The 17250-nt window shown below is 64.6% G+C and carries 16 protein-coding genes; 10 read left to right on the forward strand and 6 right to left on the reverse strand.

The window, feature by feature from the left end; genetic code table 11:
- The first annotated feature begins 31 nt into the window (after positions 1-31).
- The 4 genes from ACQY4S_RS11775 (at position 32) to ACQY4S_RS11790 (ending at position 5485) form a co-directional block, all read left to right on the forward strand.
- Positions 32-928 (forward strand): hydrogen peroxide-inducible genes activator, encoded by an 897-nt coding sequence (locus tag ACQY4S_RS11775; protein ID WP_428485390.1) that lies wholly within the window; start codon positions 32-34, stop codon positions 926-928.
- A gap of 189 nt (positions 929-1117) precedes the next feature.
- Positions 1118-3319: a catalase/peroxidase HPI gene (katG, locus tag ACQY4S_RS11780; protein ID WP_428486264.1), complete on the forward strand. Its 2202-nt coding sequence runs from the start codon at positions 1118-1120 to the stop codon at positions 3317-3319.
- 284 nt (positions 3320-3603) lie between these two features.
- Entirely contained in the window at positions 3604-4614 is a 1011-nt protein-coding gene (locus ACQY4S_RS11785; protein ID WP_428485391.1) for an LLM class flavin-dependent oxidoreductase, read from the forward strand.
- 16 nt (positions 4615-4630) lie between these two features.
- Positions 4631-5485 carry an LLM class F420-dependent oxidoreductase gene (locus tag ACQY4S_RS11790; RefSeq protein WP_428485392.1) on the forward strand — a complete coding sequence of 285 codons (855 nt, stop codon included), beginning with the start codon at positions 4631-4633 and terminating at the stop codon, positions 5483-5485.
- Between the two features lie 117 nt (positions 5486-5602).
- On the opposite strand, the gene ACQY4S_RS11795 is transcribed toward ACQY4S_RS11790, so the two are convergent.
- Positions 5603-6910 (reverse strand): class I SAM-dependent RNA methyltransferase, encoded by a 1308-nt coding sequence (locus ACQY4S_RS11795; RefSeq protein WP_428485393.1) that lies wholly within the window; start codon positions 6908-6910, stop codon positions 5603-5605.
- A gap of 72 nt (positions 6911-6982) precedes the next feature.
- Between ACQY4S_RS11795 and ACQY4S_RS11800 the strand changes: the two genes are divergently transcribed.
- Together ACQY4S_RS11800 and ACQY4S_RS11805 are read left to right on the forward strand one after the other, a co-directional pair.
- Positions 6983-8524 carry a peptide chain release factor 3 gene (locus ACQY4S_RS11800; protein ID WP_428485394.1) on the forward strand — a complete coding sequence of 514 codons (1542 nt, stop codon included), beginning with the start codon at positions 6983-6985 and terminating at the stop codon, positions 8522-8524.
- A 34-nt stretch (positions 8525-8558) separates the two neighbouring features.
- Positions 8559-9047, forward strand: coding sequence for a GNAT family N-acetyltransferase (locus ACQY4S_RS11805; RefSeq protein ID WP_428485395.1), 489 nt, complete (start codon positions 8559-8561; stop codon positions 9045-9047).
- Between the two features lie 35 nt (positions 9048-9082).
- Here the strand turns inward: ACQY4S_RS11805 and ACQY4S_RS11810 are convergent, their stop codons facing one another.
- A complete protein-coding gene (locus ACQY4S_RS11810) occupies positions 9083-9586 on the reverse strand; it encodes a DinB family protein (protein WP_428485396.1) in 504 nt (167 codons plus the stop codon).
- 80 nt (positions 9587-9666) lie between these two features.
- On the opposite strand from ACQY4S_RS11810, the gene ACQY4S_RS11815 reads away from it, so the two are divergent.
- Positions 9667-10650, forward strand: coding sequence for a LysR substrate-binding domain-containing protein (locus ACQY4S_RS11815; RefSeq protein WP_428485397.1), 984 nt, complete (start codon positions 9667-9669; stop codon positions 10648-10650).
- Between the two features lie 14 nt (positions 10651-10664).
- On the opposite strand, the gene ACQY4S_RS11820 is transcribed toward ACQY4S_RS11815, so the two are convergent.
- The 4 genes from ACQY4S_RS11820 to ACQY4S_RS11835 all read right to left on the reverse strand — a co-directional run bounded on the left by ACQY4S_RS11820 (position 10665) and on the right by ACQY4S_RS11835 (position 14142).
- Positions 10665-11804, reverse strand: coding sequence for a glutathione-independent formaldehyde dehydrogenase (locus ACQY4S_RS11820; protein WP_428485398.1), 1140 nt, complete (start codon positions 11802-11804; stop codon positions 10665-10667).
- Positions 11805-11995: 191 nt separating this feature from the next.
- Positions 11996-12580 carry a DNA-3-methyladenine glycosylase gene (locus ACQY4S_RS11825; RefSeq protein WP_428485399.1) on the reverse strand — a complete coding sequence of 195 codons (585 nt, stop codon included), beginning with the start codon at positions 12578-12580 and terminating at the stop codon, positions 11996-11998.
- Positions 12564-13736, reverse strand: coding sequence for a DNA topoisomerase IB (locus ACQY4S_RS11830; RefSeq protein ID WP_428485400.1), 1173 nt, complete (start codon positions 13734-13736; stop codon positions 12564-12566). The genes ACQY4S_RS11825 and ACQY4S_RS11830 overlap by 17 nt, the downstream gene beginning before the upstream one ends.
- A gap of 151 nt (positions 13737-13887) precedes the next feature.
- The gene (locus tag ACQY4S_RS11835) at positions 13888-14142 is read right to left on the reverse strand and encodes a hypothetical protein (RefSeq protein WP_428485401.1); all 255 of its coding nucleotides are present in this window, start codon (positions 14140-14142) and stop codon (positions 13888-13890) included.
- 206 nt (positions 14143-14348) lie between these two features.
- Between ACQY4S_RS11835 and ACQY4S_RS11840 the strand changes: the two genes are divergently transcribed.
- The 3 genes from ACQY4S_RS11840 to ACQY4S_RS11850 are packed head-to-tail and all read left to right on the forward strand — an operon-like array spanning position 14349 to position 17240.
- Positions 14349-15320, forward strand: coding sequence for an ABC transporter permease (locus ACQY4S_RS11840; protein WP_428485402.1), 972 nt, complete (start codon positions 14349-14351; stop codon positions 15318-15320).
- On the forward strand, positions 15320-16264 hold the full coding sequence (locus ACQY4S_RS11845; protein ID WP_428485403.1) for an ABC transporter permease: 945 nt from the start codon (positions 15320-15322) through the stop codon (positions 16262-16264). The genes ACQY4S_RS11840 and ACQY4S_RS11845 overlap by 1 nt, the downstream gene beginning before the upstream one ends.
- A gap of 10 nt (positions 16265-16274) precedes the next feature.
- Positions 16275-17240, forward strand: coding sequence for an ABC transporter ATP-binding protein (locus ACQY4S_RS11850; protein WP_428485404.1), 966 nt, complete (start codon positions 16275-16277; stop codon positions 17238-17240).
- The last annotated feature ends 10 nt before the right edge of the window (positions 17241-17250 follow it).

Consider the following 17250-nt stretch of genomic DNA (forward strand, 5'->3'; position numbering starts at 1 on the left):
TCGGTGGAGCACATGGGGATCGGCGGCGAGCATGACGCTACAAGATCTGCGCTATGTCGTTGCGCTTGCCGACCATGGCCATTTCGGCCGCGCCGCCGCCGCGTGCAATATCGCCCAATCGACGCTCAGCACACAACTCAAGAACCTCGAGAAGCAGCTTGGTGTGACGCTGTTCGAGCGCACGACCAAGTCCGTGAGCGTGACCGTCGTTGGTGCGGAAATCGTCGGCCGCGCGCGTCAGGTTCTGGCCGATGTCGAAGCCATCATCAGTGTCGGGCAGCATATATCCGGACCTCTGGCCGGCGGTTTCAGCCTCGGCGTCATCCCGACGCTCGGGCCCTATCTTCTGCCCTGGTTGGTACCGGCGCTGAAGAAAGACTATCCAAAGCTGCGGCTGGTGGTGCGCGAGGATCTGACCGCTCCCCTTCTGGAGAGACTCGGCTCGCACCGCCTGGACGCCGCGCTGGTTGCGCTGCCGGTTCCCGATGACCGTCTGGAGACCCTCCCCCTCTTCGATGAACCGTTCTGGTTCGCCGAACCGAAGGGCCGCAAGCCCGTCGGCGCCAAGGTCATGACGGAGGACGATCTGCACGGCCAGCGGCTATTGCTGCTGACCGAAGGCCATTGCCTGCGCGAACAGGCGTTGGCGATCTGCGAGACGGCTGACCGCGACTCCGAGGGGGATTTCCGCGCCACCAGTCTGCAGACGATCCTGCAGATGGTGGCGACAGGCCTAGGGAGTACGCTGCTGCCGGCGATGGCGTGCGGCGAAGCCCGCGCGCATTCGGTCACGACGCGGCCGCTGGAGCCCGGGGTCGGACGGCGCATCGGCCTTGCATGGCGCCGCAGCTATCCCAGGCTCGGTGACATTCACCACCTCGCGAAAACCCTGCGTGATCATCTGCCGCAGGGCGTTCACCGCATCTGACCGACGCTGATTAATCGCCTGGGTCAATCGCTCGTTCGTTGATAATCAATTTCCCAAGGGAGCATGCCGACGCTAGATTGCGGCACGTTCGACCTCGCGAGCAGATTCCGCCGGCGCCTTGGGCACAAGGACAGCCGTCGCCGGCGGAGCCGAAGAGGCCATCGTAACAGGAGATAGACCATGGATGGGATGACCGACGACAAGACTTCCGGCAAATGCCCGATGGGGGGCGGGGGCTCGCGCAGGGGCAACCGTGACTGGTGGCCGGAGCAGCTAAACCTGTCCGCGCTCAGCCAGCACTCGCCGCGGGCCAACCCGATGGACGACGGGTTCAACTATGCCGAGGCGTTCAAGAGCCTTGATCTGAACGCCGTCATTCAAGACCTGCACGCCTTGATGACCAATTCTCAGGATTGGTGGCCGGCCGACTTCGGTCACTACGGCGGCCTGTTCATCCGCCTGGCGTGGCACAGCGCCGGCACCTATCGCACGACCGACGGCCGCGGTGGCGCCGGCGGTGGCCAACAGCGTTTCGCGCCGCTCAATAGCTGGCCGGACAACGCGAACCTCGACAAGGGGCGCCGGCTGCTGTGGCCGATCAAGCAGAAATACGGCAACAAGATCTCCTGGGCCGACCTCTTTGTCCTCGTCGGCAACGTCGCCTTGGAATCGATGGGCTTCAAGACCTTCGGCTTCGCCGGCGGCCGGGCGGACACCTGGGAGCCTGAAGAGCTTTACTGGGGTCCCGAGGGGACATGGCTGGGCGATGAGCGCTACAGCGGCGAGCGCCAGTTGGACAACAGGCTTGGCGCGGTGCAGATGGGCCTTATCTACGTCAATCCGGAAGGGCCCAACGGCAAGCCCGATCCGATCGGTTCGGCGCGCGACATCCGCGAGACCTTCGCGCGCATGGCGATGAATGACGAAGAGACGGTCGCCCTCATTGCCGGCGGCCACACCTTCGGCAAGACCCATGGCGCTGGCGATCCATCGTTTGTCGGCCCGGAGCCGGAAGGCGGCGGCATCGAGGATCAGGGGCTTGGCTGGCGCAGCACGCACGGCACCGGTTTCGGGGCAGACGCGATCACCGGCGGCCCGGAGGTCATCTGGTCGCAGACGCCGACCCAGTGGAGCAACCACTATTTCGACAACCTGTTCAAGTTTGAATGGGACCTGACGAAAAGCCCGGCTGGCGCCTGGCAGTGGCAGGCGAAGGACGCCCCGGCCACGGTCCCGGACGCGCACGACCCGTCGAAGAAGCGTGTGCCGACCATGCTGACCTCGGACCTCGCGTTGCGGATGGACCCGATCTACGAGCAGATCTCACGGCGGTTCTATGAGCATCCCGACCAGTTCGCGGACACCTTCGCCCGCGCCTGGTTCAAGCTCACGCACCGCGACATGGGCCCGATCCAGCGCTACCTCGGCCCGCTCGTCCCCAACGAGACGCTGATCTGGCAGGATCCGATCCCGGCGGTGGATCATCCGCTGATCGGCGAGCAGGAGATCGAGGCGCTCAAGGCCCAGATCCTCGCCACCGGGCTTTCGGTATCGCAGCTCGTGTCGACCGCCTGGGCATCGGCCGCGACGTTCCGTGGCTCGGACAAGCGTGGCGGCGCCAACGGCGCGCGCATCCGGCTGGCGCCGCAGAAGGATTGGAAGGTGAACAATCCGGGTGAACTTGCGAGCGTGCTGCAGAAGCTTGAAGCCGTCCAGACAGCGTTTAATGCTTCCGCGTCCGGCGGCAAGAAGGTCTCGCTCGCCGACCTGATTGTCCTTGGCGGCTGCGCGGCGATCGAGCAAGCGGCAAAGGCTGCTGGAAACGACGTCAAGGTGCCGTTCACGCCCGGGCGCATGGATGCAGCGCAGGAGCAAACCGACGCGGCTTCCTTCGCGCCGCTGGAACTGACCGCCGATGGTTTCCGCAATTACTATGAGGGCGCGCAGTTCATGGCGCCTGAGGAAGCGTTGGTGGACCGGGCCGAGCTGCTGCGGCTGACTGGGGCGGAGATGACGGTGCTGGTCGGCGGCTTGCGAGTGCTGGGCGCCAACGCCGCCGGCTCCCGGCACGGCGTCTTCACCAGGCAGCCAGGGAAGCTGACAAATGACTTCTTCGTCAACCTGCTCGACATGAGCACGGAATGGCAGCCCACCGCCTCGGAAAACGCGTATGAGGGCCGCGATCGCAAGACCAAGGAACCGAGGTGGACCGGCACGCGGGTCGATCTCATCTTCGGCTCGCATTCGCAAATGCGCGCTCTTGCCGAAGTCTATGCCTGCACGGACTCCCAGCAGAAGTTCGTGAAGGATTTCGTCGGGGCATGGAACAAGGTGATGAACGCCGATCGCTACGACCTGAAACCGACCGTGACATCGGGCACCCGCGTTTAGACGGGCCTGGGATGAATGCTGGGGGCGGCACCCTGCGAGTGCCGCTCCCACCGCCTCGCGGCCGCTGCCCCCGCTGTCCCTCGCACGTTGGGCAAGCAGCAATGGCCGGCCGACCACAAATACCGCCAGTGAATATCATCCGCCGCAAACATGACAGCCTCGCGCAGGTGAAATTCGAGAAGGAAATCGGCAATTCCGAATGCGGCTGATGTTTGACAGCCACACGCTTGACAGTCCCGCATGGAGTGCCACGCTCACGCCGACGACAGTGGGGGGAGGAGAACATGCGCTTCGGCCTGATCATCCGCGGCCAGTACGCGCTGGGCGATGACATGCGCATCCGCCTGCGTGAGGACCTGGACGCCGCTCGGCGGGCGGAGCAATTAGGCTATGACCTGATCGCGAAAGGCTCGCACTACAGTTCGCATCCATTCCAGTACATCCAGCAAATCCCCTATCTGAGCCAGGTTGCGCTGGTCGCGCCATCGCTGCGGCTGGTGCCGGGGGTGGTGCTGCTGCCGCTGCACAGCCCGCTGCACGTGGCGGAGGAGTTGGCGTCGCTGGACGTCATGTCGAACGGCAAGCTGGTGTTCGGCGCCGGCATCGGCTACCGCGAAGTCGAATTCCAGGCTTTTGGGACCACGAAGAAACAATCCGGCCCGCGCTTCGAGGAATGCCTGACGGCTGTCAAGCGCCTCTGGTCCGAAGACTTCGTGACCATGCAGGGCAGCTACTTCGCGCTGGAGAACGCCAACTGCACCGTCATGCCGGTGCAGCAGCCGATGCCGCCGATCTGGATTGGCGCCAACGCCAATGTCGGCATCCGGCGAGCCGCCCGCATGGCCGATACCTGGTTCATCAACCCGCACAACAAGATCGACACCATCGCGCAACAGATGGAGGTCTACAAGCGCGCCCTGGAAGATGCCGGCAAACCCTTCCCGCACGAGCTTCCGATGGCGCGCGAGGTCTTCGTCGCCCGCTCTCGAGACGAGGCAATCCGCCTGGCGAAGCCATACCTGGAAGTCAAATACAACGCCTATCGCGATTGGGGCCAGGACAAGGTGATGCCTACTGGCGACCACTTCGATCTCGACTTCGAGGACCTGATGACCGACCGGTTCCTGTTCGGCTCGCCGGCCGAGGTAACCGAGCAGATCCTGCTGCTGCAGCGTCGTTTCGGCGTCAATACGCTGGTGCTGGGCATCCACTGGGCCGGCATGCCGGCGAGCCTGGCCATGGAACAGATGCAGATGATCGCCGAGGATGTCGTCCCCGCCGTACGCACCGCCTGAGAAGGATTTTCAAATTATGAAGATCGGCGCCGTGATGTTCTTCACCACCGACTCGATGCGGCCGGCCGATCTGGGTCGGGCGCTGGAGGAACGGGGGTTCGAGTCGCTGTGGGTGCCGGAGCATACCCATGTTCCGCTCACCCGGCTGACGCCCTACGTCGGCGGCGGTGCCCTGCCCCGGCCGTATTACGAGATCTTCGACCCGTTCCTGGCGCTGAACGCCGCCGCCGCCGCGACCACGACGCTGAAGATTGGCACCGGTATCGCCCTGGTCGTGCAGCGCGATCCAATCGTGACCGCAAAGATGGTCTCGACCATCGATCAGCTTTCTGAGGGACGCTTCCTGTTCGGCGTCGGCAACGGCTGGAACCGCGACGAGATCGAGAACCATGGCACCGCGTTCGCCACCCGCAACAAGCTGGCGCGGGAGCGGATCGAGGCAATGCAGACGATCTGGACCCAGGACGAACCATCGTATGAGGGCGAATTCGTCAGGTTCGGACCAATGAACCAATGGCCGAAGCCCTTCCAGAAGCCGTATCCGCCGATTATCGTCGGCGGCGCCTTTCCCTACGCCGCGCAGCGGGCGATCCGTTACGGCAACGGTTGGATTCCCCGCGCCGACCGGCTGGAGCATGATGGTATCGGGGTGGTAATCGGCAAGTTTCGCGACATGGCCACGGAAGCCGGGCGTGATCCGGCATCGTTGCTGATCAGCATCTTCCGTGTGCCCGACGATTTGACCCAGTTGCGCTTCTGCCAGCAGATCGGCATCGACCGCGTCGTGTTCAGCCTGCCGGCGGAAAAACCGGATGTCATCCTGCCGATCCTGGACCGCTGGGTGCAAGTCAAGCGTGACCTCGGACTTTGATCAGCGGGTTGGAAGATCAGAAGTCGCGCGTCACCTGGCGCATGATTGCGCACAGCGGAACGGTCATCGTCCAAAGTACGCGCTGCTCGCGTGAGGCGCGTGAATCATGCGATCAGGCTACGCGCCTCGGTGAAACACGCTGACCGTTTCCAGTCGAGCTGACCAGAGGAATTGATCAATGGCGGTCACAGCGGAGAGCGTGTAGCCGGCGGCGTGCAACGTCCGCGCATCGCGCAACAGCGTCGCAGGGTTGCAGCTTACGTAGATCACCGCCGGCACCCGGGCGGCCGCGACATGGACAATCTGCGCCGCCGCACCCGCATGCGGCGGGTCCAGCACCACCGCGGCGAACCCGGCCAGTTCCTTCACCGCCAGCGGCTGACGCGCCAGGTCGCGTGGCGTTACGTCAATCCGTCCCGCCAGGCCGGCGCGATTAGCCGCCTCCTTCAGCGCCGAGACTGACGCCGCATCGCCCTCCCAGGCGGCCACGCGTGCTTGGCCCGCCAGGGCAAATGTCAGCGTCCCACATCCGGCATAAAGTTCAGCGATCCGGGATCGGCTGGTCATACGCTCCGGCAGCCCGGCCAGGATGGCCGTGACGATCGCGGCCTCGGCTGCCGCTGTCGCCTGCAGGAAGACGCCGGGCGGCGGCCGGACCTCGACGCCGGACAGGATGGCAACCGGCGGGCGAAACATGCATACCGGCTCGCTCGGCGCATTGCCCGAAGCCCAGGACAGGCGGGGAACGCCATGCGCCTGAGCAAAACTGATCAGCGCGTTGCGGTCGGCCAGCGACAGCGCCGCATCCGTCCGCAGCAGCACGTCCGGACCCGAGTCCAGCAGGTTGATGACCACCGACGCCGCCCGTCGGATCGCCGCCAGCCCGTACAGGACCGTTCGCAGCGGCGTCATCAGCGCCATCAGCATGGGATGCAACACCAGACAGTGGGTCAGGTCGATCACCTCGCCCGATCCGGCCGAATGCAGCCCCAGGATGATCTTTCCGTGCGATCGCCGCACGGCGAAATCCAGCCGGCGCCGTTCGCCCGGCAGCCCGCGGAGCAGCGTCACCGCCGGAATCTCCGCATACCCCGCCCGCCGCAACGCCGCGACCAGCAGGCCGGTCTTCCAATCGGCGTAATCCGGCTCGCGCCAGTGCTGCAGCGCGCAGCCGCCGCAGCGGCCGAAATAGTCGCAGGGCGCTTCGATCCTCGCCTGGCTGACCTGCTCGATGCTGTCGGCCCGGGCAAGCCAACCCTCGCCGCGGGGCCGCGTCGGGCCGACCGTCACCACCTCGTTCGGCAGGGTGAACGGCACGTAGACCGGAACGCCGTCCGGCAGCGTCCCGACACCGTCACCGTCCGCGCCGACCCGCTCGATCCGCACCTGCGCCGGCCGCGGCGGCTGCTTGACCACTGGTTTCACCGCTCCATCACCTTTTTTGATCCGTCGCCTGGCAGCAACTATATACAGGGCCGTTGTCACGAAAGCCCCGGAATGACCGACCCCGCCACCGAGATCGCCCGCCGCCGCACCTTCGCCATCATCTCCCATCCCGACGCCGGCAAGACGACGCTGACCGAGCACCTGCTGCGCGCCGGCGGCGCCATCCAGCTTGCCGGAAATGTCCGCGCCAAGGGCGAACGGCGACGCACCCGCTCCGACTGGATGGGGATCGAACGCGACCGCGGCATCTCCGTCGTCACCTCGGTCATGACATTCGAACATTCCGGCTGCGTCTTCAATCTGCTGGATACGCCGGGCCACGAGGATTTCTCTGAGGACACTTATCGCACGCTGACCGCCGTGGATTCCGCCGTGATGGTGATCGATGCCGCCAAGGGGATCGAGGCACGCACGCGCAAGCTGTTCGAGATTTGCCGCCTGCGCGACATCCCCATCGTCACGTTCATCAACAAGATGGACCGCGAGGCGCGCGACCCGATCGAGTTGCTGGACGAGATCGCCTCCACGTTGGCGCTAGACACCGCCCCCGTCACCTGGCCGGTCGGGCGCGCGGCCGACTTTGCCGGCACCTATGACCTGCGCAAGCGGGCGATGCACCTGACCAGGGACCTGGCGCAGTCCGATCCGCGCTTGCAGGCGGTCGGCGACGAGGTGGACCTGATCCGCTCGGCGCTGCCGGAATTCGATCTGGAAAGCTTCAACGCCGGGCATCTGACGCCGGTGTATTTCGGCAGCGCGATCAAGGACATCGGCGTGAACGACCTGCTCGACGGGCTGGCGGAATACGGTCCGCGGCCGCGCGCCCAGCCAGCCGACAGGCGGATCATCCAGGCGACCGAGGCGGGTCTGACCGCGCTTGTATTCAAAATTCAGGCGAACATGGACCCCAATCATCGCGACCGCATCGCCTTCGCACGGGTCTGCTCGGGGCGCCTGGTGCGCGGCATGCGGCTGAAGCAGGTGCGAACTGGTAAGTCCATCCCGCTGCACGCGCCGCAGTTCTTCTTCGCGCGCGAACGCGAGATCGCCGACGAGGCCTTCGCCGGCGACGTGGTCGGCATTCCCAATCACGGCACCCTGCGCATTGGCGACACGCTGACGGAAGGCGAGGACATTCAGTTCACCGGCGTGCCCTATTTTGCCCCCGAAATTCTGCGTCGCGTCCGGCTGGACGACGCGATGAAGGCGAAGAAGCTGCGCCAGGCGCTGGTGGAACTGGCCGAGGAAGGCGTGGTCCAGTTGTTCCGGCCACAGGACGGATCGGCGCCGCTGGTGGGCGTTGTCGGCACGTTGCAGTTGGACGTGCTGCAATCGCGTCTGGCCGGCGAGTATGGTGTGGCCATCGGATTCGAAACATCGACCTATTCCCTGGCGCGTTGGGTGTCAGCGGCGGACCGGATGGCGCTGGGCAAATTTGTCGCTGAAAACCGCGTCGCCATGGCCGATGATGTCGATGGCGATCCGGTGTTCCTGGCGACCTCCGGATTCATGATGCGGCGGGCGGAAGAAATGGCGCCGAGTTTGACGTTCCGCGATATCAAGGACATCCGGGCGGAGAAGTTGGCGGCCTGAGGATTGGATAACCTCTGAGGCAGGAGGCGTCGCGATGTCAACGAATGTGCGTGCCGCGGCGGAGGCTGATCTTGATGCGCTCGTTCAGCTCAATCAGGTCGTCCAAACGCTTCCCGCGATGCTTTATCCGGACGATTTCAAATTGACGCCGGACCAGTCCGCACTGCGTGCATTTTTCGCGGCACAATTGGCCAATCCAAGGAACACGATTGGGATGGCCGAGGCCGATCACGTGCCTGTCGGCTACGCCTGGTTCAAACGACAGTCGAGACCTGAAACGCCGTTGACGCCTGCCAGATCACGCATCTACCTGCATCATATCTCGGTCGTGCAAGAGGCACGCCGCCGTGGCATTGCCGCCGCCTTGATGCGCTATCTTGAACATCAGGCCGCTTTGGAAAGTGTTGACGAAATCGCCTTGGGGACGTGGGTAGCCAACCTCGATGCGCAGCATTTCTTTGCATCGCAGGGCTTCGCCCCCTTCAGCGTAGCGCATCGTAAAAGGCTCTCCAGGGTCACCTGATTGTCGCCTGGCACGGCCCAAACCGATCCGCGACCTCAGGCGGCGGCCGACCGTTGCAGCGCCAGCAGGTCTAGTGACGCCGGTTCCGCGATGCCCAGGATTGTCAGCGCCGCATGCGCCTGCCCGCGATGATGCGTCTGGTGATTGAACAGATGCGTCAGCGCCGCCGCCAACTGTTGCTGAAACAGCTTGCCGGTTGAATTCCGATATTCCAGTACTGCGTCGTAATCGACGGCGGTCAATCCCGTAACGAATGCAATAATGCGAGCGTCCTCCGCCTCGCGCGCCAGTCGCAGTTTGGCGAAATCCTCGTGCAGGATCTGGTTCAGCCGCTCCGGCTGGGGCCCCTCGCCGGTCATCCGCCGCAGCCAGATGTAATCCGTCACCAGCAGGTGGTTTAACGTGCCGTGCAGGCTGTCAAAGAACAGCCCGATCGGCCGCTTGCGGACATCATCAGGCAAGCCTGCGGCGTCACTATATAGCCGCGTGTTGGCGAAGTGATTGTACGCCGCCAACTGATCGAAATGTGCTTTCAGCATGTGCCACCTCCTCAGCCATCCTGGCGCAACCGGTCGCGGAGCGCTAATGAGAACATTGATCGCCATCATGAGGATATCTCATGCCCGCCCCCTCGCTCCGCGCGCTGCGCGCCTTCGCCGAGACCACCCGCGCCGGCAGCCTAGCTGGAGCCTCTCGTAGCCTGAATGTGACTCCCTCCGCCGTTTCCCATCTGCTGCGGGAACTCGAACAGATCCTCTCCATCACGCTGTTCTCGGCCCACAACCCACGGATCCGGTTGACCGAGGCCGGCGCCGCGCTCGGTGCCCGCCTGATCACGGCGTTCGATGCAATCGACCTCGCCATCGCCGAGGCCACGCATCAGGCCAGCGATATCCGCGTCTCCACGCTGTCGAGTTTTCTCACGCTCTGGCTGGTGCCGCGGCTGACCAGCTTCCAGTCGCGCCATCCTGATACGTGCCTGCTGCTGACCACCGGTACACAGCCGGTGGATCTTGCCGCCGAACCATTCGAGTGCGCCATCCGCTGGGGCCGCGGCGAAGACGGAGCCAGCGGCTGGACCGGCCTGGAAAAGACCCTGCTGTTTCGCGATCGTCCTGTGCTGGTGACTGCTCCAAGACTGCTGAACGCCGCTTCCGAACTTCCTCGCCTCGCCGCCCGAACGCGACCGGATGACTGGCGGCTGGTCGCCGGCGCCCTCGGTCTGCCGGACGCGCCGTCCGCCCTGACGTTCGAGACCCGGGCCCTGGCGGTGCAGGCGGCAGTGGCCGGCATGGGTGCGGCGGTCGTGGACCGCAACCTGATCGCCGAGATGCTGGCCAATGGCCTGCTGGCGGAACGCGCCCCCGATCCGCCGGTGCTCGGCCCAGACGGCCACTGGTTCGTCACACTGCCGGGTCGGCTGCGGGTCCGTCAGGTACGGCAGTTCCGCGACTGGTTGATAAGCGAGGCACGTGTAAATGGCCGCGCCTCGGTTATTGGTTACCCTCCAGATGCCACTGACCTACGTCCAGCCGAGGTTGCAGGCATTCGGTCGCGATTTCGAAACCCGAGCGGATGTGCTGAGCAGCCGCAACTGGATTGACAAAAGGAAAAGGATCAGGCCGCTGGCTTCAGCACCACTTTCGTCCATCCTTCATCGCGTGCGTCGAAGTGCTTGTAGGCATCCGGCGCGTCGTCCAATCCAAGGCGATGCGAGATGATGCAGGACGGCGTCGCCTTGCCGACGTGGATCAGGTCGCGCAGGCGCCGGTTGTAGGCCTTCACGTTGCACTGCCCGGTGCGGATCTGCTGGCCCTTGAACCAGAAAGCGCCGAAGTCGAACGCCATCTTGCCCTGCTTGGCCAGTTCGTCCGGGCCGCCGGGGTCCTGCGGCACGAATACGCCGACCACACCGATGCCGCCGGTCGCCTTGGTCGAGGCAACCAAGCTGTTCATCGTGACGTTGTTCGCCTCCCGACCATGACGGTCGCAGCACTGGTAGCCGACGCATTCGCAGCCGCGATCCGTGCCAAGCCCACCGGTCTGGCCGAGAATCTCCTCCACCGGATCACAGCGCCGCGTGTCGATGGGAATGGCGCCAAGCGACTTCGCCAGCGCCAGCCGGTCGTCATGCGCGTCAACCGAGAAGATGCGGGACGCGCCCTTGATCGCCGCCGAATGCACGGCCATCAGGCCAACCGGGCCGGCACCATAGATGGCCACCGTCTCCCCCGGCATTAACCCAGCCAGCTCGGTCGAGTGCCAGCCGGTGGGGAAGATGTCGGACAGCATGACGTAGTCATCCTGCTTCTCTTGCGCGTCCTCCGGCAAGGAAAGGCAGTTAAAGTCGGCATAAGGCACACGCAGCAATTCCGCCTGACCGCCTTCATAAGGACCCATCTCGGCAAACCCGTAGGCGGCGCCGGCGGAGCCTGGGTTGCAGGTCAGGCAAAATCCGGTCAGCCCGCGCTCGCAGTTCTCGCAGAAGCCGCAGCCGACGTTGAACGGCAGGCAAACCCAATCGCCCTTCTTGATCCGGTCAACCCCGGCACCGATCTCGATGACCTGACCGAGGTTTTCGTGGCCGAATATCCGGCCTGTCTCGAAGCTGGTGCGGCCCTCGTACATGTGCAGGTCGGAACCGCAGATGTTCGTCGTCGTCACGCGTACGACGACATCGGTCGGCTTTTCGATCTTCGCGTCGGGAGCCCGACCGACGCTGACCTCACGCGGCCCATTATAGATGACGGCTTTCATCTTGCTATGCTCCATCGGAGTTCGGCTGATGGAGGTCTAACGTGGCCGCGTCACAACCGGTACGCAGCGCGCACAGCTTTGTGACCAAATTGCGGCCCGAACATCCAGTATGTGTCTCTGCTTCAACTCCCTGGCTACTTACTGCGCCGTGGCCCCGAAAGCCGCCTGCTGCTTGTCATGGGCATCGGAGATCACGCCCTGACTGTCCGGCTCAGGAAGACCGAACGGGACAAACCGAAGCGCCAGGGTGTCTCGATACCACGTGTGATTCCGACGCGGCGCCCGGCGACGATCTGCACGGTTTCTGATCGTGATTCGACCGCAAAGGGCGGTGTATCGAGCGCCTGGCCATCCAACGACCCGGTTACGCCGAGTGCCTGACATAAACGGCCTGGCCCGCTGCAAAGCTGCCGAGGATCGACGACTTTCCGCCGATCCCGCATGACATCAATACCCGAAACCGGCTGCAGCGCCCTGATCAGCACCGCACTGCCGGAAGCCTCGGCGCCGCAGACGGCGTTCAGACACCAGTGAAGGCCGTACGAGCGGTAGATGTAGGCACAACCCGCGAAGCCAAACATCGAAGCGTTGCGCAGGGTGCGGCCGCGGAAGCTGTGCGAGGCCGGGTCGTCGCGGTCGTATGCCTCGGTCTCGACCACGACACCGCCGACGCCGTCGACCAGAAGTGTCGTGCCGATCATGTCCCGGGCAACCTCGGGCGCGGGCCGCTGGAAGAAGCTGCGGCAAATCGGCGGAACGCTACTCTGCCGTTGCACGCGCGTCCGGCTTTTTCCGGTCTCCGGCGCCTACCTGAATTCTTGTTGCGGTAGTGGAACCTCCAAGCTGCTGGTCGAGGAACGCCATCACCGCGGCCTCTTCCGCGCGCAGGCCGTGACCCGGATCGGCCAGCTTCTCCTCGGTTCGCTGCTTCAGCGCCTCAAGCAGGCTGCCATCCAGGTAGCCGTCGAAGATCCCTGGATGAATGTAGCATTTGCGGCAGATCGCCGGCGTATTGCCGAGCATCTTGGAAACGGCTTCGACGGCCTGAACGACGTTCTTCTTGGCTTTCGCCTGGCTGTCGAATACTTCCAGTCGTTGCAAGGCCAGCGCCGCGAGATTGGTCGCCGCCCAGGTGCGAAAATCCTTGGCCGTGATCTCCTCTCCGGTGATCTCCTGCAAATAGTCATTGACCTCATCCGATCCGACAGTGTGCGGCTGCCCCTCGTCATCAAGGTACTGAAAAAGCTCCTGGCCCGGCATGTCCTGGCAACGTCGGACAATGGCGGCCAGCTTCCGGTTGCGCAGATCGATATGATGCTCGGTGCCGCTCTTGCCGCGGAAGTCGAAGCGGATGCGGTTCTCACCCTCGACCTTGACATGCCTGTTTCGCAACGTCGTCAGGCCAAAGCTGTTGTTGGTTTTGGCATACTCCTCGTTGCCGACACGGATTAGCGTGCTCTCCAGCAGGCGGACGATCGCGGCGAGCACTTTCTCACGCGGCAGGCCGCGCCTGGCCAGATCGCGTTCAGCCTGGGCGCGGATTGTCGGCAGCACCTTGCCGAACAGCAACATCTTGCCGTATTTGCCCTCATCACGCACCTGCCGCCAGCGTGGGTGGTAGCGATACTGCTTGCGGCCGCGCGCATCGCGCCCGGTTGCCTGCAAGTGTCCGTTGGCGTGCGGGCAGATCCAGACATCCTGGTAGGCGGGGGGAATCGCCAGCTTGCGGATGCGGCTCAGTTCCTCGTCATCGGTGATTTTCGCACCCTTGGGATCGTAAAACTCGAAACCCTCACCCGTCAGCTCCCGCCGGATGCCGCGGGTGCGGTCGGAGACATAGCGCAGCTTGGCCGCCTTCGCCGTGGCCTTGAGGATGTCGGGCGACAGGCTGAAGGGGTGCGGGTCGGTGGTCTGGACGGGTGCTTGCGACATGCCATGGATAATGCGCGGCCGGCGCGCCGGTTCGCTTGCGTCTATGTCATTGTTCGGAACCGGGGGGCATCGGGGACCACAAATGAGGACGGAAGCACCGGCGGTTCACTGTCAAGGCGGCCCGTGCTCACGATGACGGTGTTCCGAATGGTCAGGCTGAAGGTAACACGTCCACGGGTCGGCCAGTCGAATTGCCGGTCTGCCGCTGCGGCGGTCCATCCGCCGCGATCGCCATCCTGGCGCACTCGTCGAGGTGACGCGCCATCTGCAGCGCCTGCGCCGGCGTGAACTCGACGTGCATGCCGCGCACCAGCGTTCCATCCGCGGTCCTCCGCGCCAATCTGGCGAAAACCCTGCCAGGGGCGGCACGGACATAGGAATGCGTCGCTTCGGCATTTTGGTCCACGGACAATCCTTCCTGGTTAACCCGAACACCCCTCGGGCTGGCCGTGCCGACTCGATAGGCATTGGGATTTTATCCGTTCAAATTTCCGCGATGCAACAAGATTGTGTCCGCCAGACCGTCTTGGCCATACCGCAGCCAGACCGCCGTTGCGCCGGCGCCGCCACAGCTTGCCAACAGCCCAGCGGTGCGCGTTATGTGTCAGCACCATGTTCGGCTTCATCATATCGCGGATTCTCCAGGCCATTCCGGTTCTGCTGATCGTCGGCTTCATCGCCTTCGCGCTGTTTGCCTACGTTGGTGATCCGGTCAACATCCTGCTGGGGCAGGACCACACGGAAGCGCAGCGCCTGGAACTCATCCGCCAGCTTGGCCTCGATCAGCCCTTCTTCGTCCAGTACTGGCACTTCCTGCTGAACGCGCTGCACGGCAACTTCGGCATCAGCTACCGGCTCGCGCAACCCGTCTCCCGCCTGATCGCCGAACGGTCGCCGGCGACATTGGAACTGGCGCTGACCGCGTCGGTGCTGGCGCTGGCGATCGGCGTGCCGATGGGCGTCTATACCGGCATCCACCGCACCACGCCGCTGTCGCGGCTGTTCATGGTCGTCTCCCTGGTCGGGGTATCGCTGCCGACCTTCCTGCTGGGCATCCTGCTGATCCTGCTGTTCTCCGTCTGGCTCGGCTGGCTGCCGAGCTTCGGGCGAGGCCCGGTCGTGCATGTTGGCGCCTGGTGGACCACCGGCTTGACCTCTTGGGCCGGCATCCGCTCACTGATCCTGCCGTCCATCACGCTTGGCCTGTTCCAGATGACGCTGATCATGCGCCTGGTGCGCGCCGAGATGCTGGAGGTCTTGCGCACCGACTACATAAAATTCGCCCGCGCCCGCGGCCTGACCAGCCGGACGATCAATTTCGGCCATGCGCTAAAGAACACGCTGGTTCCGGTCATCACCGTCATCGGCTTGCAGTTCGGCGGGATCGTTGCCTTCTCGCTCGTCACCGAGACGGTGTTCCAGTGGCCCGGAATGGGACTGCTGCTGGTGCAGTCGGTGGCGGTGGCGGATATTCCGGTGATGTCCGCTTATCTGATTCTGATTGCGTTGGTCTTCGTGGTCATCAACCTGGTCGTGGACCTGCTGTATTATGCCGTCGATCCGCGGCTGCGGCTGCGGCGCTGATGGCCGGACGGGTTTTTCGCGGGCGGGTTTTTCGCGGACGGCTTTTTCGCGGCTGGGACAGCGATCTGATGTACGGCTTCCGCCGGTCGCCGGTCGCGTTGATCTCCAGCGGCATCTTGCTGGTGCTGCTGATCGCCGCGGTGTTTGCCCCTGTCCTGGCGCCGCACAACCCGATGGACGTGGCCTCTCTTTCGCTGCTGGACAGTTTCAAGCCGCCCATCGGTGCACCCGATGCCGATTGGTCGAACCCGCTGGGCACCGACAACCAGGGTCGTGACGTCCTGTCGGCCATCATGTACGGCATGCGGATCAGCCTGCTGGTCGGCGCCAGTTCCGTGCTGTTCGCGATCGTCGTCGGCGTCGCCATTGGGCTGCTGGCTGGCTATGCGGGCGGCGTGATCGACACGCTGCTGATGCGCATTGCCGATGTGCAACTGACCTTCCCTTCAATCTTGACGGCGCTGCTGGTCGACGGCGTGATCAGTGCCGCCCTGCCGCGCACGATGCGCGACGCGCTGCAGATCGACGTCATCGTCTTCGCCATCGGCATCAGCTTGTGGCCCAGCTTCGCCCGCACCGTCCGTGGCTCCACACTGGTCGAGCGCAACAAGGACTACGTGGCGGCGGCACGGGTGATCGGGGTCCCCTCCTGGAAGATCATGCTGACGCACGTCCTGCCCAACGTCATCGGTCCGGTCATGGTGATCGGCACCCTCGGCCTCGGTCTGGCCATCATCGCGGAGGCCACCCTGTCCTTTCTCGGCGTCGGCCTGCCGCCGACCCGGCCGTCCCTCGGCACCCTGATCCGCTTCGGCGACGACTTCCTGTTCAGCGGCCAGTGGTGGGTCAGCGTCTTTCCCGGCTTGGCGCTGATCCTGATGGTGTTGTCGATCAACCTCCTCGGCGACTGGCTGCGCGACGCGCTGAACCCCAGGCTGCGATGATGGGGTTGCGATGATGGGGCTGCTGGAGGTGGTGGACCTGACAGTCGAGTTTCCCACCCGCCGCGGCGTGCTGCGCGCCCTGGACCGTGTGTCCTTCAGCATTGACACCGGCGAGGTGCTGGGCGTCGTCGGCGAATCCGGTGCGGGCAAGTCGCTGACCGGGGCCGCCATCGTCGGTCTGCTGGAACGCCCAGGCCGCATCGCCTCCGGGGAAATCCGTCTGGATGGACAACGCATCGACAACCTTGAGGCCGAACCGCTCCGTCGCATCCGAGGGCGACGCATCGGCACCATCTTCCAGGACCCGCTGACCACGCTGAACCCGCTGTACACCATCGGTCGGCAGTTGACCGAGACAATGCAGACTCATCTGCGCCTATCCGGCAACCAGGCGCGTGATAGGGCGATTGGCTGGCTGGAACGCGTCGGCATCCCCGCCGCCGCCCAACGGTTCGGCGCTTACCCGCATGAGTTCTCCGGCGGCCAGCGTCAGCGCGTGGTCATCGCCCTGGCGCTGTGTGCTGAACCGGCTCTGGTCATTGCCGATGAGCCGACCACCGCGCTGGATGTGTCGGTTCAGGCGCAAATCATTACCTTGCTCAAGGATCTGACCCGCGACCATGGCACCGCGGTCATGCTGGTGACTCACGATATGGGCGTGATCGCCGAGACCGCCGACCGTGTGGCGGTGATGTACGCCGGACGGATCGCCGAGATCGGTCCGGTCGCCGCCGTTGTCCGCCATCCCGCGCATCCCTACACCGAGGGCCTGATGGCCAGTATTCCTGCCCTGGAACACCGGGTCGACCGCCTGCGCCAGATCGACGGCGCCATGCCCCGCCTGGACGCCATCCCGACCGGCTGCCGGTTTCATCCACGCTGCCCGCACGCGTTCGATCGGTGCCTGGCGCAGCGGCCGGAGCTGCTGCCGGCTGGCGCCACGCAGGCGGCGTGCTGGTTGCATGCTGATGGCTAGGCAAGCCGAG

It is taken from the genome of Rhodopila sp., assembly GCF_965276935.1.
Taxonomy (GTDB): Bacteria; Pseudomonadota; Alphaproteobacteria; order Acetobacterales; family Acetobacteraceae; genus Rhodopila.

Coding starts and splice junctions, on each gene's coding strand:
- ACQY4S_RS11775 (WP_428485390.1), top strand. CDS start 32: ATGACGCTACAAGATCTGCGCTATGTCGTTGCGCTTGCCGACCATGGC.
- katG (WP_428486264.1), top strand. CDS start 1,118: ATGACCGACGACAAGACTTCCGGCAAATGCCCGATGGGGGGCGGGGGC.
- ACQY4S_RS11785 (WP_428485391.1), top strand. CDS start 3,604: ATGCGCTTCGGCCTGATCATCCGCGGCCAGTACGCGCTGGGCGATGAC.
- ACQY4S_RS11790 (WP_428485392.1), top strand. CDS start 4,631: ATGAAGATCGGCGCCGTGATGTTCTTCACCACCGACTCGATGCGGCCG.
- ACQY4S_RS11800 (WP_428485394.1), top strand. CDS start 6,983: ATGACCGACCCCGCCACCGAGATCGCCCGCCGCCGCACCTTCGCCATC.
- ACQY4S_RS11805 (WP_428485395.1), top strand. CDS start 8,559: ATGTCAACGAATGTGCGTGCCGCGGCGGAGGCTGATCTTGATGCGCTC.
- ACQY4S_RS11810 (WP_428485396.1), bottom strand. CDS start 9,586: ATGCTGAAAGCACATTTCGATCAGTTGGCGGCGTACAATCACTTCGCC.
- ACQY4S_RS11815 (WP_428485397.1), top strand. CDS start 9,667: ATGCCCGCCCCCTCGCTCCGCGCGCTGCGCGCCTTCGCCGAGACCACC.
- ACQY4S_RS11820 (WP_428485398.1), bottom strand. CDS start 11,804: ATGAAAGCCGTCATCTATAATGGGCCGCGTGAGGTCAGCGTCGGTCGG.
- ACQY4S_RS11830 (WP_428485400.1), bottom strand. CDS start 13,736: ATGTCGCAAGCACCCGTCCAGACCACCGACCCGCACCCCTTCAGCCTG.
- ACQY4S_RS11840 (WP_428485402.1), top strand. CDS start 14,349: ATGTTCGGCTTCATCATATCGCGGATTCTCCAGGCCATTCCGGTTCTG.
- ACQY4S_RS11845 (WP_428485403.1), top strand. CDS start 15,320: ATGGCCGGACGGGTTTTTCGCGGGCGGGTTTTTCGCGGACGGCTTTTT.
- ACQY4S_RS11850 (WP_428485404.1), top strand. CDS start 16,275: ATGATGGGGCTGCTGGAGGTGGTGGACCTGACAGTCGAGTTTCCCACC.